This is a genomic window from Paenibacillus foliorum (assembly GCF_013141765.1).
GTDB classification, from domain to species: Bacteria; Bacillota; Bacilli; order Paenibacillales; family NBRC-103111; genus Paenibacillus_S; species Paenibacillus_S foliorum.
Map to the genome: position 1 here is coordinate 352,761 of NZ_WHOD01000070.1, position 17,731 is coordinate 370,491.

Here is a 17,731-nt window from a genome sequence, read left to right on the forward strand (position 1 = left end):
TAAACACATGAAGATAGGCCCTAGAAACCTACCCTCACATGGTCATACGACGAACCTCGGCTAATGTAGTTTATCATACGCGGCGATAGCTGCGAACGTGAATTCTTTTTGATAATACAGCGAGTTATTTTTTCACATCGGTCTTTTCTGTCACATTAATGACATAAATGGTCGCACCCGAGTCATTACTAATCTGATAGGCCAACATACTTCCTGATTCCCACTTCACCAAAGTGACGACATCCTTCTCAGCAACAGAACGATTAGTAGTAAATACGGCTTTACCCTGCTGATCTGTGATTACAACATGACGCTCGCTATTAATTGAAGCTGAATACACCCCATCTGGAGAAGGCAAAGCTTGGGGAATAGCCGCCCTAATGCCGAAGGTTCCCATATTATCTGTTAAACCCGTCACATTCGAATCTAGATTGCCGCCCGTTATTCCTGCTTTCGGCTGTTCAGGAGCCGGTTTCAATGCAGGACCTTGAGGGACAGTTGCAGATATCTTGGGCGTCGTATCCTGCGCCATTGAAGATTGCGCATCTGAAGCTGCCGCTGCTGGAGTCTTATCCTGTTCCGCAGATTTTTTAGCTTCAGGAACAGCCCCCAGCGGTTGAGCAAACTTAGAGATCTGATCAATCGCCTTGATTTGATTCTCTTGGGGCTGAGAGCTTACAGCCTCTTGTTGAGTATTTCCCGAATCTACTGGTGCTTCCACAGGTTCTCCAGCTTTGCTCTTAGCAGCATCATCAGGCACCACCATGGTCGGAGACTGATTTCCCTGCTGCGCGTTATTACTCTTATCCTGCGCCGAAACAGGTGTTTGTTGCTTAGTCGGTGCCACTTCTTCATTCTTGGCAGCCTTCGCAGGCTCATCTGCTTTAGTTAATTCTTTGCCTGCTGGAGTTGCTGAAATCTTTGCCGAGCTCTCAGCTGAATCGGGCTTAGATTCTGGAAGTGCAGACTTTTTGTCAACATTAACCGACTTGGATTGTTTGGCTGAATCTTGCTGCGCTGTACCTGTTGTGGAGAGTAAACCGTCAGCATTTTTCATACTGCCGCTCTGCTGCTGTTGTTCAAAGACGAAGAAACCGAGAACCAGCCCCGCTGCCACTACTCCTCCAACAATTCGGGTAGAAACTAACCCACGCATTCGTCTGCGCCAGCCGACTAGTTCTTCTACGTTCGACTTGTTGTCTTCTGCCAGCGTTGTGTCCGGTACAATAGGAGCCGCTGCTGCGTGTCCTGTTAACAGAACATCGTCTACAGACATCCCCATGTCAATACGCTGCAGCTTAGGCATAATTGCATCAACTAAACTATAAGCCGGAGTGACTTTAGGAAGCTGCTCTAATTCATGCGACAGTGCAACCAGCCTTTGAAACAGCTCCGTGCAATCCGAGCACTGCTGCATATGTCCTAGCATCTGATTATATTCCATTTCATCGAGATCCTGATCGAGGTATCTCTGCATGAGTTCGATCACCTCTTGACACTTCATCCCCGCACACTACCTTTCTGATCGATTCAACAACTGACATATACAATAACGAAGCATCGTAACAAGAATCCCCTAATTATTATGAACGGTTGTTTAAGTCTTCCGTTCAGCCGCGAATGATATCGCTTCGGGTCTTTTTGTAATCCTGCAATAACGTTTGTAATTGCTGCCTTGCCCTAAATAAATAAGACTTGACTGTGTTGATGGGCAAATCTAATGATTCGGCAATTTCGTTGTAGGAAAAATCCTGCAAATATCGCAGTACAACCACCGATCGATGATGTTCCGGCAGCTTATCAATCGCCTCTCTAATATCTTGGGCAATATACGCAGACATAACCTCATCTTCAACTGTTTTATTTGCAGTAAAATTTAATTCATGTTGTTCTATAGAAACGGTGGGCTTGGTCCTTCGGAATTTATCAATGCATAAATTGGTAACAATCCGCTGCACCCATGTTTTAAACTGAGCTTTCTCTTCATAGGAATTAATTTTTGTATATATACGTAATAATGCTTCCTGTGCCGCATCCATAGCGTCCTGCTCATTTCCCAGAATGTAATAAGCAGTCCGGTACACATGATTTTCAATTTCACGCAGTAGGGTAATTAGAGCGTCGCGATCGCCCGACTGGGCAGCCTTTATCAGTTCTGGCGCTACCACTGAGATCCCCCTCTCTTGCAACCTTATAAACGTTGCTTGGTTCCATAATGTTGCACTCTATTTTCAACTCATATGATCATTTCTATTAACTATTCTATAAGAATATCAAATTTTTAGTAGAAGGTACATATAAGGAGCATATTGGCAATGCTTATTAAAGATGATTGAATGTCGAACTAAGGAGATTTACACAAATATAATTGTTATGTTCACTAATGATTCCTGTCTGAATTTGTTATAAAATGATCAAAAGAAGATTTTATTGTCGAAACATTCGGGAGGGAAACTTTCATGCCGCAAGCTAATGAAGATCGCATATATTGGATTGATACACTGAGCAGAATTGCCCAGCCTGTACTCCATCACTTATCAAATCGCAATTTAAAAGAAACAATGCCAATTGAAGGAAAACTGGATGACCGTCCCCTTTTCACCCATTTAGAAGCGCTTGGCAGACTTCTGACAGGAATGGCCCCCTGGCTTGAAACAGGAAGCCGTGAAGGTGAAGAAGGCCGTCTGCGCGAGCATTATGCGGTATGGGCACGTCAGGCTATCGATGCAGGAACGGATCCTTCCTCTCCGGATTTCATGAATTTTTCCGAGGGTCATCAGCCCATCGTAGATGCGGCTTTTCTAGCTCATGCCATCATACGTGCTCCACAAGAGCTATGGGAGAAGCTCGACCCGCGAGTTCAGCATAACGTTATTAACGCAATGAAGGCAACACGTACACGTAAGCCAGGATACAATAACTGGCTGCTGTTCTCAGCCATGATTGAAGCTGTTATATACCGCGCAGGAGCTGATTGGGATCGCATGCGTGTTGACTACGCCCTCAGACAGCATGAATTATGGTATAAAGGCGACGGCATATATGGCGATGGCCCGGACTTCCATGCGGATTACTATAACAGCTTCGTGATTCAACCTATGCTGATTGATATCATTAATACCCTCGGCCATGAAGATTCCTTCTGGGCTGGAATGAAAGAAAATGTAACTAAGCGCGCTCAGCGGTACGCGACACAGCAAGAGCGCATGATCTCACCTGAGGGCACGTTCCCTGCTGTTGGCAGGTCATTGGCCTACCGCTTTGGAGCTTTTCAACTGCTAAGCCAGATTGCCCTGCAGCACCAGCTTGAAGCTACTCTGGAGCCTGCCCAAGTACGCTGTGCTTTGACGGCTGTTATACGCCGAATGATCGAAGCGCCAGGCACCTTTGATGAGAATGGCTGGCTGACCATCGGCTTCTGCGGCCACCAACCGGAGGTCGGGGAACCCTATATCTCTACTGGAAGCTTGTATTTGTGCGCAGCAGCTTTTCTACCGCTTGGCTTACCTCAAGATGATCCTTTCTGGCAAGGAGAAGCGGATTGGACAGCCAAGAAAGCCTGGAGCGGACAAAGCTTCCCTATCGATAAAGCTTTGTACTAATATTGTATTTCTGTTGTCTATACTTACATGCTTGGATAAATATATATGCGAGTTAAAAAGGAGCTGCCGCGGCAGCTCCTTTTTATGAGATGTTCTTAGATAACCAGTAAATGAGCTTCCAAACAAATGACAATGAAACGGTTAACTGGTTTTCTCCATTTGCTTAATCGAAGGACCGCAGCCACAATACGTTACAGTTATCTCATCCAAGCTTAGCAGGAGCATTCGACGATTAGCAGGCAGCGTACCGAAGAAAGGCTCTTCAGAACGTAGAAAAGCAAACAGATGCTTAGATAAAGCGACATGATGTTTCGCATACTGAGAAACTGTTCCATCCTCTCTCTCTATCTTAGTTTCTCTCGCATCTGCATCTTTATTTAAGCTGCGAATCGCAAATATCGCTAATTGTTCCCTAGTCACCCTACCACTAGGATCGAACAGATTGTTACCTATTCCATCGGTAATATCCACCCTCCTAATAGCTTCTATATAAGGAAGAGCATAACCGTAGACCGAATCATTTACCGATACATCGCTAAAACTCGAGGTTTTCAATGTAGGGTCTATCTTTAATCCTACAGTAAAAGCAATAATCTTGGCGAACTCGGCGCGACTTATCGTTTCATTTACCCCGAACTCATCCTCCGATATTCCCTCAAAGTATCCTTTGGCTAGCCATTTGTCTATTTTTACCTTCAATGATGCATCCAAATCCTTGAGGTCTTTGAAGTCTGCTGATGTTTTGGGCTTCGGTTTCGATTCAGCTGCTTGCGTCACTCCATTTCCAGTCACAAAAGCAAGTGTCAAACTTAAGAAGACTATCAAAAATGACTTCCTCATGCCCTCACCTCTTTCAAAGTGCTGTTTTCCCTTTAATGACTGACGTTTTAGCAGGCGATCTACCTATCTTCTTTTCCGATACAAAAACACCAAGTAAAATAATAACGACACCCAACCATTGCAAGGTGCCCTGTGATTCTTGAAGCAGCAGAGCTGAGCATACGATTACAACCGGAAGTTCGACTGCCCCGAGTACTGAAGCTAATCCGGTCTCAATGAAAGGCGCCCCTTTGGCTAAGAAATACGACGGCACAATCATTCCGAATACGCTCATCAAGCAAGCCCAATACCACAGTCCCTTATCCAACGAGCCGTTCCACAGAAATTGTGGAGGCATTAGAATAAATACAATCATCATGGCCCCAGTCACAACCCATGTGCTTCGTACCAATGGTGGAAAATGAGTAGCTACCCTACCGCTGAAGCAAATAAACAATGTGTAGCACACTGCTGCTAATAGTCCTAGTGCAACCCCGCCCAAATTAACGCCTTCCCATGATCCAGAAAGAACGCCTGAGGATAGCAAGGTTCCTATAAGGACAAGCACCATAGCCAGCCACTGAAAGCGGTTAGGCGCTTTTTTATCCAGCAGCCAGCCAAGCAGCATCCCCATCCATGTAAATTGAAATAAGAGTAAAACTGCAAACGAAGCATCCAAGACCTGCAAAGAAAGATAATAAAAATATCCTGTCAATCCCGTGAAAACCCCGCTAAACAACAGTTTCAGAACGGTTCCGAGTGTAATTCCTTTCATTTTGCGCAGCTGAGGCAAACAAATCAACCAAAGAGCAATAAATCCAAAGAAATTTTGACTTCCTATAATCTCTCCAGGTGTAAACCCATTCTGATAACCAAGCTTAACTAATGTTGATAACACGCCATATGAAGCTGCGCCCAACAACACGAGCCAGATTGCTGTCCAACGATTCAATGATGTCATTTCACATATCCTTTTTTATTAAAACCCTCACCCACCCATGAGATCCCCAAAGAGATGCACACATCAGGAAGTCTAACAGAAGGCCTGAGATTTTTCAAGAAATAGGGATTGGGTTTGAACCCGAAATAAATTAGCCATTTTTGACAGCGAGCTTCGACAGTATCCTTAGAACAATTCCTTTACTATGAAACTATAATATGAAATTCAAATCTCAACCTAGCATTTACTTTTAAAAGGAGGCCGTTCCCGTGATGCAAGAAGTAATCCGTAAAGAGGAATTAATGCTGCAGATCTCATCGGATTCCCATAAGCCCAAAAAGCCAGATAGAGAGCAATTAGAGCAATCTAAAAATCCAGATCCACCAAAAAATCCGAAGCTCACGATGAAGCTACTACACGAGCTCATAAAAGAGCTGCAACAAGAGAATGCCAACCTTTACCAACATATAAACGAATTAGAACAGCAATTGAATCAATTTATTCAAACTCAAGGAGCAGTGGCGGCAGCTGCTGAAATGTCGAATCTAACCGATACTGTGAACAGAGGTGGGATGGAAGCAACTCCTTATCCCGCAATACCGAAATCTATACTTATCTCCCGTTCCGAACGACATCCAACTCCCAAAAGGAAGTCATTGGGGGATTTATGGGATTTACTGTTCCGCCCCTCGCCACAGCGCCACAATAGAATCTGAGATTTCAATAGATGATTCTTAATAATTTACTCTAACCCAGGTTGGCAACGCTAATTAAGAGCATGATCTTCATTCCTTATTAGCTTCGTACGAACTTGAATCTTACCGTCCTTGACTCTCATCTGAACCTCACCGTTCCTATCGGTCCGTAAAATGCTCACATCCCGCTCCTCCAATCGACTGAGCACTTGCGGGTTCGGATGACCATACGAATTGAGTAAACCCACGCTAATGACAGCCAACCGAGGCTTCCAAGAATCCAGCCAGGCTGTACTAGACGATGTTTTACTTCCGTGATGTGCTACTTTTAGCACATCTATATTTGTCGCTATCGTCGTCATCGTGATCTTCCTTTGCACATTCGGGGCCGCGAAGTTAATATTAGCCGAAGCTGCTGAGGGAACGGGGGGTATGATCAGATTCCAGTCCGCCTCAAGCATACGTAATACGGCTGTTTCTGAAGCCTGATCCATATCACCGGTAAATAGCCACCTCGTCCCAGACATCTCCATCATAAAAACAACTGATTCCTCGTTCTGCTCCTTTTCCAGCCGCAGCCCCCCAGCAGCATCCCAAGGTACAGGGGCCAGCATACTAAGAACCGTTTCGGAATCTGCTTGAAGCCTATCTCCTGCAAAAGCCTTAACCAGCTTGACCTGCTTGTCCAAAGCAGTCTGGAATAGCTTCTCCACTCCGATTCCCGGCTTGAAGGTACCATTGAAAATAAGCTTGCTCACCGGTATTTGTTCTAAAACTGCTTGCAATCCACCAATATGATCCGCATCCTGATGAGTGACGATCAAATAATCGATCCTCTGGATTCCGCGCTTCTTCAATAGTGGGACAAGCAGCTTCCGGCCAACCTCATAGGAATCCTTGCGCTGCTTCCACTCATCACCTGGTTTACGAAATGAAATCGTGCCGCCGCCATCCACTAGAATAACTCTACGGTTCTGGGGAGTTGTTATTATTATGCTGTCCCCCTGACCCACATCGATAAAATCAACCTGTCCCTCACGTTTCCACAGCTCAGGCTTGTAACCGAGTCCCAGCAATAGCAGCAGTGATAAAATACAAATGGGCAAACCAACTATAGAAGCAGCATTCTGTATACGCAAGGCTTGAATGCTCTTCCTTGTAAGATTAAGCGATAGCATTGGACCTTGGTGCTCGTTCTTTTTGCGCTTCTTTTGGAGCAAAAACCAAACAAATGCTGTACAGCTTGCATAGTAGCAAACTATCCAACCGATGCCAGGTGTAGGCCAAATAGTTTGAAACCAATCCCACCGGCTAGACATGTCAACCAGATCAAATATCCACCCATTAATCTGAGCTATAATCCATGCGACGGCTTTTCCAGCTGGCACATATGCGAAACCAAGGATTAAAGCTGCTGTTCCACCTGGCATGGTTACCATACTGAATATGGGCACAAGGAAGAAGTTAGCCAGGAATGACAGCAACGAAAACTGATTGAAATAATAAATAGAAACCGGAAACGAAACGCATTGCGCAACAAGTGTGATCGAAACAGCATTTCTCCAGACAGTGGAGCGGATTGGCAAAAGGCTATTGACAGGAGGTACCCCTATAATTAACCCGATGGTTACTAAAAAAGATAGCTGAAAGCTCACATCCAACATAAAATATGGCTCCCATATCAACATGCCAAGTCCCACCAGCAGCACAGTATGCAAGCCATCCTTGAGAGTATGCCGATAGGCTGCATATAATGCAAGCATCGCCATTAAGCCTGCCCGAATGATAGATGGAGAAGCACCCGTTACAGCAATATAGAAAGGCATTAAGGTAATGGCAGTCAATAAATACGTCTCTCTAGTGAACCTCAGCCTGCGCATTAGCCATAATAAACAAGTCAAAAATATAGCTACATTTAGACCAGACACTGCTAAGATGTGAGTCAAGCCGAGCTGTGAAAACTGCTGAAATTGCAGCGGATCCATATCATCCGTTACTCCGATCAGCATGCTTTTCATAAAACCCGTTTGCTCCGCCGGAAAGATCCTGCCAATTCCCTCCCCAAGCATTTCCCTAAATTGATCATTCCACCTCATAACAATGTCCCAGGTCCACGAATTAGATGGGACTATTTTAACCTGATTAGCTCCTTTCACAGTCAATTGCCAATGAACATGCTTAAACCGCAAAAAACTGCGATAATCAAAACCGTCAAAGTTCCGCGCCTCTCCGGGCAGTTGTAAGGTACCCGTCAATCCAACATGATCCCCCCGCTGCCAAGTTTGAGCCGTGTACTGCTCTTCCTTGCTTAACAGCTTTATGGATACTGCAAACAGCTCACCCTCATCCCGGTCTGAACGTACCGTAAAGGAGGCTTTATCTCCATCCACATCAACCCTTGTTGTTATCAAGCCATCTAACCCGTAAGGAATCTCCTTCTGCTTCTCTGCTGCTTCCACAGATATGGAAAGCTTGGTCTGATTATGACGATCATAATCTTCATAATAACCTGCTGAAATCATTATAATAAGCAGACAGCACATAGCTGTTCTTCCTGGAACTCGTGTAAACCAAAGCCCAATTGCAGCAATCCCCAAAAATAAACTTATGTACACGGACAACCAATCCCATTGAACACTGAATGCCAGCACATAACCAGCTGTCCATAGCAACGCAGCTGCAACCACTGGCCGACGACTCACAAGCAGCCCACCTCCTTTCCCAGAAACAACAAAAAGAACCTCTCCCGCAAATCACTACGATTGCGTCAAGAGGTTCTTCCTCAAAGTTACATTACCGTATTCATTGAACAAAAAAGTTTGAGGATTATAGATCCACTAACCCACTGCTAAGCTGCCTTAATTCTGTACTTCTGATACTGTGCCAACCGGAGGCTCGTACGTTTCTAGCCGACGGAAGGTGATGCCTTTTTGCTGCATTAAAGTTTTAAATTTATCGCTGTCTTTCGGGTAGGGTCTATGGTACACAATTTCGATAATTCCGCTGTTAGCAAGCATATTGGCGCAGGTCCAGCAGGGTTGATCTGTCACATAAACAACTGAACGCTCACGATCCTTCGGATCCGTAAACAGCAGAAGGTTCTGTTCAGCATGAATGGTACGGATGCAGCGCTGCTTCTTTACAACCTGTTCGGCCCCGTCCTGATCTGCAAGCTCGTATTCCTCGACCAGCATGCAGCCTGCTTCAGAGCAATCCGGAACTCCCATAGGTGCCCCGTTATAGGCTGCTCCAAGCAGCTTCTTCCCTTGAACCAGCACCGCCCCCACATGCCTGCGGCTGCAGCGTGATCTTGTCGAAGCCATATAAGCCATATCCAGAAAATAAGTGTCCCAGTCTTTGCGTGTTGTCATTAGATAATATCTCCGTTTAATTCTGGCTTGCTTGAATTGCCTGGTTCAAGTCATAAATAATATCGTCAATCGATTCTGTACCGATCGACAAGCGAATCATTCCAGCCGATACTCCAGCTGCGGATTGCTCCTGCTCGTCCAATTGCGCGTGCGTCGTGCTTGCCGGATGGATAATCAACGACTTCGAATCGCCTACATTGGCAAGGTGCGAGAACAACGAAACATTGTTGATCAGCTTCCGGCCTGCTTCTATGCCTCCCTTGATGTCAAAGGTCATAATCGCGCCCTGACCTTTTGGCAAATACTTTTGCGCAAGATCATAAGAAGGATGGCTAGGTAGTCCTGCATAGCTCACACTTTCAACTGATTCATGTGCTTCAAGGAATTGAGCTACCTTCATAGCATTAGAACTATGACGCTCCATACGCAAATGCAATGTTTCCAGTCCTTGCAGCAGCTGGAAGGAATTGAACGGGGAAATAGCAGCTCCCATATCACGCAACAATTGAACTCTTGCTTTTATTATGTAAGCTACCGGCCCTACAGCAGTGGTATATACAACACCATGATAGCTTGGGTCAGGTTCGGTCAAACCCGGGAATTTACCGCTTGCTTGCCAATCAAAATTACCACCGTCCACAATAACGCCGCCTATTGATGTTCCGTGTCCCCCGATAAACTTAGTCGCTGAATGAACGACGATGTCAGCACCATGCTCAATTGGACGGCACAAGTAAGGACTAGGGAATGTATTATCAATAATTAAGGGAATTCCATTATCATGAGCAATAGCCGCTACCGCTGCAATATCAAGTACATCGCCCTTAGGATTCCCAACGGATTCAGCATACAGTGCTTTTGTTTTCTCTGTAATTGCCTTCCGGAAGTTTTCCGGGTCGGACGGATCGACGAATACTACTTTAATGCCCAGTTTAGGCAGTGTAGTAGAAAACAAATTATAGGTACCGCCGTAAATACTAGCAGCAGAAACGATTTCGTCGCCTGCCTCTGCAATGTTCAAAATTGAATAAGTAATAGCAGCTTGTCCTGAAGCTGTAGCAAGTGCAGCAGGAGCTCCTTCCAAAGCAGCAACCCTTTTCTCAAAGACATCCGTTGTAGGGTTCATAAGGCGTGTATAAATGTTCCCAAATTCCTTCAATGCAAATAAATTTGCGGCATGATCCGTATCACGGAATCCATATGAAGTCGTTTGGTACAACGGTACAGCTCGCGACATTGTAGTCGGATCGATTTCTTGTCCAGCATGAACAGCTAATGTTTCCAAGCCAAGCTTACGTTCCTTCGACATTGAAAAACCCTCCCTTATTTCGGAAAAATAAATTAGAATAATTATCCACCCTATTTTCTCACATTTAGCTAGAAAACGAAAGCGCTTCTAATTGGGTTACGGTTCTATTATAAGATAAGGCTTGATTTTGGCAAGCAACTTGTCCCCAATCCCCTTGACATCCAGGAGCTGCTCGACCGTTTTGAAACGTCCCCCTAGCTGTTTTCGATATACAATAATAGCATTTGCCTTGCTTTCTCCAATGCCGGGCAGTGTTGTGAGTTGTTCCACTGTCGCTTTGTTTAAGTTTAAAATACCTATGGTGATCGCAGCCTTAGCGTCCGATGTACTTTTCGGCAGTGATTCGTTATTCCCATACACCTCAGGATTGGATGGGTCCTTCTCCTTCCTAATTGCTTCATTTCCAATCTGTATGGACGGTTCAATCGCTAGTTGTTCACCTGTTAATGGCGGCTTCACTCCGCTCTTGTTAGTGGGTGTTTGGGTCTGCTGTCCATCCTTTACTTGACCAGCTGCTATTCCCTGCTGCTTGTTCTGCTTGGCTTCTGATTGCTGCGCAAGCAGTTTGAGCATCTCCTCGTCTGCCGACCTCCACTCAGCAGTCGTCTGCATAGAGCTCTGCCACACCGTAAAACCAAACCAGCTTGTGAGTGACACAAGTACACCAATAATTACTAGCAGCATCTTATTACTCCATACATCCATCAATCGCAAAAATAATTTCCCTCCTTCGTTTTATTATTAGTTTCATTTTACATTTATAGGAAAATAGTCATATTCACCTCACTACCAACATAGGGATTAAGAAGGCTTCACTTAAGTCTAGGCTTTCGAAGCAAGTTTTGCTTCGCAAAACTCTAAAGGAGGGATGGCCATGAGAGTTGGGTTCATAGGTACCGGCAGCATGGGCAGTATACTCATAGAAGCGTTCATCCAATCCGGAGCTTTGAATCCGGAGCAAATAGTGGCGACTAACCGAACTATCTCCAAAGTGGAACGATTGGCTGCAACTTATTCGGGCCTAAAGGTAGCCCGTTCCAATATAGACGTCGTCCGCCACTGCGATATTCTTTTTTTGTGTGTCAAGCCTACGGAATTTAAAACCGTTATTGATGACATCAAAATCGAGGCAAGTCCTGAACAAATAATCGTATCTATTACGAGCCCCGTACTAATCCGGCAGTTAGAAGATTTGCTGCCAAGTAAAATTGCCAAAATCATTCCAAGCATAACCAATTTTGTATTCAGCGGCGCCACGCTTTGTGTCTACAGTGACCGAATGGCGGATGAGGATATTGAACTATTGGAAAATCTGCTTTCCCATATTAGCGCACCTATCCGTATATCTGAGGCGAATACCCGTATCTCTTCCGATCTTTCCAGCTGTGGTCCTGCTTTTCTAGCTTTTTTCATACAAAAATTCATTGATGCTTCAGTTGAAGAAACTGGTATCTCAAGAGAGGAAGCTACTCAACTAGCAAGTGAAATGACTCTTGGCACCGGTAAACTATTGACCACAGGCGGCTTTTCCCCTGAAGCCTTACAGAAAAGCGTTGCTGTTCCGGGTGGAATTACAGCCGAAGGCCTCCATATGATGGAAAAAGAGCTGCGCGGATTGTTTAACAATCTGATCCACACAACTCATGCCAAATACGAAGAAGACTTGGAAAAGGTGGAAACCCGGTTTTTCGGCACGAAGGTCGAATAACGTGATGCTTTCACGCTTTTCCTATATGAACCGCCCTGTACAACAGCAGAGCGGTTATTTTTATTTGACTAACCAACAACTATATTAACAAGCTTGCCTTTAACCGCAATGACTTTACGAACACTTTTACCAGACATCGCTTCTTGAACCTTATCCATAGCCAAAGCCAGTTCCTGTAAGGCTGCTTCATCCGCATCTTTAGAAACCAGCGCACGTTCAACTATTTTACCGTTGACTTGCACTACGATTTCAACCTCGTTGTCTACAGTCCATGCCTCATCGAATACCGGCCAATCGGCATAAGTAACAGAGTCCTGTTGTCCCAGCTTCTCCCACAGCTCTTCCGCGATATGAGGTGCAATAGGTGAAAGCATTTGTACAAAGTCTGTCATTGCTTGCTTAGGCAACTGATCCGTTTTGTAGGCCTCGTTAGTGAAAATCATCAACTGGCTGATTACCGTGTTGAATCGAAGCGCTTCGAAATCTTCCGTAATTTTCTTGATAGAGCGGTGCCAAGTGCGCTTGAATGCTTCACTACCTACGTTCTCATCGGCACTGATTTTGGCATTCAGCTGACCCTCATCACTAACAAATAATCTCCAAATCCGGCTTAAGAAACGGTGAGTTCCTTCTACGCCATTCACATTCCAAGGCTTAGTCGCCTCTAATGGACCCATGAACATTTCATACATACGCAGCGTATCCGCACCGAATTCATTCACGATGACGTCCGGGTTGATTACATTGCCGCGGGATTTACTCATTTTCTCATTATTCTCGCCCAGGATCATGCCCTGATTAACCAGCTTATGGAAAGGCTCTTTAGTCGAAACTACTCCCAAATCGTAAAGCACCTTGTGCCAGAAGCGCGCATACAGCAAGTGAAGCACCGCATGCTCAGCACCACCGATATACAGATCAACCGGCAGCCATTTCTTCTGCAACTCCTGAGAGCACAGCTCTTGGTCGTTCTTCGGATCGATGAACCTCAGGTAGTACCAGCAGCTACCTGCCCATTGCGGCATCGTATTCGTTTCACGGCGCGCCTTCATGCCTGTTTCTGGATCAATGGTTTCGACCCACTCCGTAACGTTGGCAAGCGGTGACTCTCCAGTTCCTGAAGGTGCTATCTGATCAACATCAGGCAGCAGCAGAGGCAGCTGATCCACAGGTACTGTTTTCATAGTTCCATCTTCCAAGTGAAGAATAGGAATTGGCTCGCCCCAATAACGTTGACGGCTAAACAACCAATCGCGCAAACGATAGGTCACTTTCCCTTGCCCTTTGTCATTAGCTTCCAACCATTCTATCATAGAAGCAATGGCCTGCTCGTTGTTCAATCCGTTCAACAAGCCCGAATTCACGTGAGGGCCATCACCAGCATAAGCTTCTTTAGCTACATCTCCGCCTTGGACAACCTCGAGAATAGCAATATCAAACTTCTTAGCAAACTCCCAGTCACGCTGATCGTGAGCAGGCACAGCCATAATTGCACCAGTACCGTACCCTGCAAGCACGTAATCGGCTACCCAGATCGGAGTTCTGGCACCATTAACCGGATTAATGGCATAGGCTCCTGTAAATACTCCGGATTTATCTTTGGCTAGATCGGTGCGTTCCAGGTCGCTTTTACGTGCAGCCTGATCTTGATATTCCTTAACAGCGGCAGCTTGTTCCGATGATGTGATACGCTCTACCAGTTCATGCTCTGGTGCAATAACACAGTACGTAGCTCCGAATAATGTATCGGGACGAGTAGTAAAGACCTTCAAGCCTTCGCCTTCAGTTCCCTCGATCTCAAATACAACCTCGGCTCCCTTCGACTTCCCAATCCAATTGCGCTGCATATCCTTGATGGATTCAGTCCAATCAAGCTCCTCCAAATCCTCCAGAAGCCGCTCTGCATACTGAGTAATGCGCAGAACCCATTGACGCATTGGCTTACGAACAACCGGATGGTTACCACGTTCGCTCAAGCCGTTGATTACCTCTTCATTAGCAAGTACTGTTCCCAATGCCGGACACCAGTTCACCGGTACTTCATCGACATAAGCAAGCCCTTTATTATACAGCTGGATAAAAATCCACTGAGTCCATTTGTAGTAATCCGGATCCGTCGTGCTAACCTCACGATCCCAATCATATGAGAAGCCGAGCGATTTGATCTGACGACGGAAATTGTCAATGTTTTTAAACGTAATATCGCGTGGATGCTGACCCGTATCAAGTGCATGCTGCTCCGCAGGCAAACCGAATGCATCCCAGCCCATTGGATGAAGCACGTTGTAACCGCGCATTCTTTTGAACCGTGATACGATGTCAGTCGCTGTGTAACCTTCAGGATGACCTACATGCAAACCAGAGCCGGATGGATATGGAAACATATCTAATGCGTAAAACTTCTTTTTACTATCATCATCAAGCACTTTAAATGATTTATTTTCTTCCCAATAAGCTTGCCATTTCGGTTCGATGACCAGCGGGTTATAGCCCTGCTGTTCTTTAACTTCTTGTGTCATTTCGTTATGCCCCCTCGTTCATTCAACAAATTCCAAATTTCGTTTCCTAAGCAACAAAAAAGCCCCTTCATCGCTAGCGCAACGGCTAGGGACGAGAGGCATGCTTCCCGTGGTACCACCCTAGTTAACTGCGGGCATGCTTTACCCGAGTTCACTCTTCCCCTTAACGCGGGGGATTCGATCAGGTTAGCGCTCTGCTTAGAAGGACTTCCTTCTAAATGCGAAGCGGATTCACCATCTGGCTCCAAGACGAGTTCACTCCTACCATGTACCAGCTCTCACCGACCGCTGGCTCTCTGAACAATGGGGACCTGAGTTACTACTTCTTTTCACTGCCGTTAGTCATGATATAAAGCGATTATATGTAAAAACAGGTAATCATGTCAAGTATACTTCTATCTCTATAGCTGAGCAGAGCGTTTTGCAAGTTAATTAGGATAGGTATACAGGCGAACTGATTAGGGTCTGAATACTATGGAAAAGATGTATATAAGCGTATGTTCAAAAGTCAACTAATAAGCAGAGGTGTTCTATATGACAGGATTGTTTAATGGTATTGCCTTGTCTCTTCCTTTATGGGGAGTTATTCTGACCATCGTGCGTTTGATCTTGAAGCACTGAAAAATTTACTTTCGAGCTACAAAAAAAGCTCTCTGCGTTGTCTCTGTCACCGGCTTCCACAAAAAATCCGCGTAACAATCAATCTCCTGGAATCCGGCTGCATGCAGCTGTTCTTTCAGCCAATCAAGCGGGTAGGCCCGTTGAACGTGATACTCCTCGATCCTCCTGAAGCTGTTTGACCCAGCATCATCGATACTGCCAACATTAGCGGCTGTGTCTTGGGCAAAGATCGTAAGCGCATGCTCAATTTCACAACGCTCCTCATTCAGCTCACTCGTCCAAATATAAGCAATATCATCCTCATTAAGGAAAAACGGCTGCGCCTCTGCATATGCCTTCAGCTGAAACGGAGTATGGACGTCAAACACGAACACCCCGCCGTCCTTTAAGCCGGAATAAGCTTGAGTAAATGCCAGTGAAATATCTTCTTCTTCCAGCAAATAATTGAAGCAATCACATAAGGAAATAACAGCATCAACAGGACGCATTAGTTCCCAGTCCCGTAAATCCTGCTGCAGCCAAGTCACCCCGCCTATGCCCGGAAACGGAAGACTCCGCTCTGCATCTAACGATTTGTTCTGCGCTACCGCCAGCATATCCTCCGATAGATCAATACCGTACACCTCATAGCCTAGCTGCGCTAATGGTATGGCTATGCTGCCGGTCCCGCATCCTAAATCAGCAATTGACCGCGGCTGACCGTGCTTATCCCAGCACTGACTTAGAAAGCCGAGCCACTCCTCATAAGGCATATCCTCCATCAAACGGTCATAATGATAGGCAAACAAATCATAAGCCATTGCTTTTCAGCAACCTTCCTGATGAAATTTATGAGTAAACAAAAATTAAGTCCCCTCAGGGACTTAAGATTGCTCCAGCTTTTCCTTGTCCTGCTTAAGATGCGTCCAGCTTCCTTCCTGATAAACCAAGCCTTCCTTCATCAACTTGCCAAGAGCTCGTTTAAAGGCAGACTTGCTGATTTGAAACCTTTGACTGATAACATCTGCAGGTGTCTCATCAGAGTAGGGCATAGAGCCGTTAGGTCTGTCCCGTAATATAGCAAGGAGCCGCTCTGCATCTTCGTCGCGTCCAACTTGCTTAGGAGCTCTCATGGAGCAATTCACATTGCCGTCCTCTCGGACAAAGGTAACCCGCACTTCCACTTCTTCTCCTAATCGTAGAAGTCGAGTACGGTCAGCATCATGAATCATCCCGATGAAACCAAATCCGACAATTCCACCTTCACATACGACGAAAGTGCCCATTTGCAGCGGTTTATACACCCTCGCTAGCACTTGTTTATTTTTCCACATGGCAGGTGCATCAAAGCACAAAGGCTTCAATTCCGGCTCACCCGCCACCTTGGCAATCAATCGTCCTTGACGGTCATGGTTCAAAATAACGAATACCTTATCGCCTACCTGTGGCCTTAGCTCCTTTAATTCGGGTTGTTCCTTAAAGGGCAGAAGGAGATTGCGTCCTAAGCCCATCTCCAGAAAAGCGCCGAACCGTGGATGAATATCAACCACTTCAAGCAACGCCACTTCACCAAGCAAGATTAAGGGCTTGCGCATTGTTGCGGCCAAACGGTCCTCAGTATCGTAAAATAGAAATACTTCCACGTAATCTCCGATTTGAATCTCGCCGACTATTTCGCTGTAATGCAGAAGTATTTCCTGAGCTCCATCTGTCACATAGTATCCGTTAGGCGGAACTTCTTTGGCTACTTCAAGCCTAAACAGCTTTCCAGCATCCAGCCTCATACCTGCCCAACCACTTTCGCATCGGACCATAAACGCTCAATATTATAATATTCCCGGTCATCCCTGTGGAAAACATGAACAATAATGTCGCCCATATCAACGAGTACCCAGCGTGCCGTATCCATGCCTTCCATCCCGCGGACCCGAACGTCCTTCTCTTCAGCTTTTTTACGCACCGCTGTAGCTATTGCCTGCACTTGCGTCTCGGAATTTCCGTGACAGATAATAAAATAATCAGCTATTCCGGAAATACCTTGTAGATTCAAGGTAATGATATTCATTGCTTTTTTGTCGTCAGCCGCATCTACGATCAGGGGCATCAATTTATCCGGGGTTATACTCATTCAATTTCCTCCTCAAGAATCTACCTAATAGTGAACTTCA

General features: G+C 45.5%; 15 protein-coding genes and 1 other annotated feature. Of the genes, 3 read left to right on the forward strand and 12 right to left on the reverse strand.

The features are described 5' to 3' along the window. Positions 1-124: 124 nt before the first annotated feature. Both GC093_RS20230 and GC093_RS20235 read right to left on the reverse strand, forming a co-directional pair. Positions 125-1,477, reverse strand: a complete 1,353-nt coding sequence (locus tag GC093_RS20230; protein ID WP_171653686.1) for a hypothetical protein — start codon at positions 1,475-1,477, stop codon at positions 125-127. Positions 1,478-1,610: 133 nt separating this feature from the next. Beyond that, positions 1,611-2,168, reverse strand: a complete 558-nt coding sequence (locus GC093_RS20235) for an RNA polymerase sigma factor (RefSeq protein ID WP_171653687.1) — start codon at positions 2,166-2,168, stop codon at positions 1,611-1,613. A 291-nt stretch (positions 2,169-2,459) separates the two neighbouring features. On the opposite strand from GC093_RS20235, the gene GC093_RS20240 reads away from it, so the two are divergent. Then, positions 2,460-3,602 carry a DUF2264 domain-containing protein gene (locus GC093_RS20240; protein WP_171653688.1) on the forward strand — a complete coding sequence of 381 codons (1,143 nt, stop codon included), beginning with the start codon at positions 2,460-2,462 and terminating at the stop codon, positions 3,600-3,602. Between the two features lie 141 nt (positions 3,603-3,743). On the opposite strand, the gene GC093_RS20245 is transcribed toward GC093_RS20240, so the two are convergent. Together GC093_RS20245 and GC093_RS20250 are read right to left on the reverse strand one after the other, a co-directional pair. Beyond that, a complete protein-coding gene (locus GC093_RS20245) occupies positions 3,744-4,442 on the reverse strand; it encodes an S-layer homology domain-containing protein (RefSeq protein WP_171653689.1) in 699 nt (232 codons plus the stop codon). Positions 4,443-4,455: 13 nt separating this feature from the next. Next, positions 4,456-5,382, reverse strand: coding sequence for an EamA family transporter (locus GC093_RS20250; protein WP_171653690.1), 927 nt, complete (start codon positions 5,380-5,382; stop codon positions 4,456-4,458). Between the two features lie 251 nt (positions 5,383-5,633). Here GC093_RS20250 and GC093_RS20255 point away from each other — a divergent pair, with 251 nt between their 5' ends. Continuing rightward, positions 5,634-6,077 carry a hypothetical protein gene (locus GC093_RS20255; protein ID WP_171653691.1) on the forward strand — a complete coding sequence of 148 codons (444 nt, stop codon included), beginning with the start codon at positions 5,634-5,636 and terminating at the stop codon, positions 6,075-6,077. Positions 6,078-6,127: 50 nt separating this feature from the next. Here the strand turns inward: GC093_RS20255 and GC093_RS20260 are convergent, their stop codons facing one another. The 4 genes from GC093_RS20260 to GC093_RS20275 form a co-directional block, all read right to left on the reverse strand. After that, positions 6,128-8,758 carry a DNA internalization-related competence protein ComEC/Rec2 gene (locus GC093_RS20260; RefSeq protein WP_171653692.1) on the reverse strand — a complete coding sequence of 877 codons (2,631 nt, stop codon included), beginning with the start codon at positions 8,756-8,758 and terminating at the stop codon, positions 6,128-6,130. 156 nt (positions 8,759-8,914) lie between these two features. Then, a complete protein-coding gene (locus GC093_RS20265) occupies positions 8,915-9,427 on the reverse strand; it encodes a deoxycytidylate deaminase (RefSeq protein ID WP_171653693.1) in 513 nt (170 codons plus the stop codon). 16 nt (positions 9,428-9,443) lie between these two features. Next, the gene (locus GC093_RS20270; protein ID WP_171653694.1) at positions 9,444-10,736 is read right to left on the reverse strand and encodes a homocysteine synthase; all 1,293 of its coding nucleotides are present in this window, start codon (positions 10,734-10,736) and stop codon (positions 9,444-9,446) included. A 96-nt stretch (positions 10,737-10,832) separates the two neighbouring features. Continuing rightward, positions 10,833-11,441: a ComEA family DNA-binding protein gene (locus GC093_RS20275; RefSeq protein ID WP_246314874.1), complete on the reverse strand. Its 609-nt coding sequence runs from the start codon at positions 11,439-11,441 to the stop codon at positions 10,833-10,835. Positions 11,442-11,610: 169 nt separating this feature from the next. Here GC093_RS20275 and comER point away from each other — a divergent pair, with 169 nt between their 5' ends. Then, positions 11,611-12,444, forward strand: coding sequence for a late competence protein ComER (comER, locus tag GC093_RS20280; protein WP_171653695.1), 834 nt, complete (start codon positions 11,611-11,613; stop codon positions 12,442-12,444). 68 nt (positions 12,445-12,512) lie between these two features. Here comER and leuS read toward each other — a convergent pair whose 3' ends face one another. The 4 genes from leuS to rsfS all read right to left on the reverse strand — a co-directional run bounded on the left by leuS (position 12,513) and on the right by rsfS (position 17,691). Continuing rightward, a complete protein-coding gene (gene leuS, locus GC093_RS20285; RefSeq protein ID WP_171653696.1) occupies positions 12,513-14,963 on the reverse strand; it encodes a leucine--tRNA ligase in 2,451 nt (816 codons plus the stop codon). 84 nt (positions 14,964-15,047) lie between these two features. Beyond that, positions 15,048-15,305 (reverse strand) — a binding site (T-box leader). Positions 15,306-15,589: 284 nt separating this feature from the next. Beyond that, positions 15,590-16,384, reverse strand: coding sequence for a class I SAM-dependent DNA methyltransferase (locus GC093_RS20290; protein ID WP_171653697.1), 795 nt, complete (start codon positions 16,382-16,384; stop codon positions 15,590-15,592). 63 nt (positions 16,385-16,447) lie between these two features. Further along, positions 16,448-17,347, reverse strand: a complete 900-nt coding sequence (locus GC093_RS20295) for a CvfB family protein (protein WP_171653698.1) — start codon at positions 17,345-17,347, stop codon at positions 16,448-16,450. Next, positions 17,344-17,691 (reverse strand): ribosome silencing factor, encoded by a 348-nt coding sequence (rsfS, locus tag GC093_RS20300; RefSeq protein ID WP_171653699.1) that lies wholly within the window; start codon positions 17,689-17,691, stop codon positions 17,344-17,346. The genes GC093_RS20295 and rsfS overlap by 4 nt, the downstream gene beginning before the upstream one ends. Positions 17,692-17,731 lie beyond the last annotated feature (40 nt).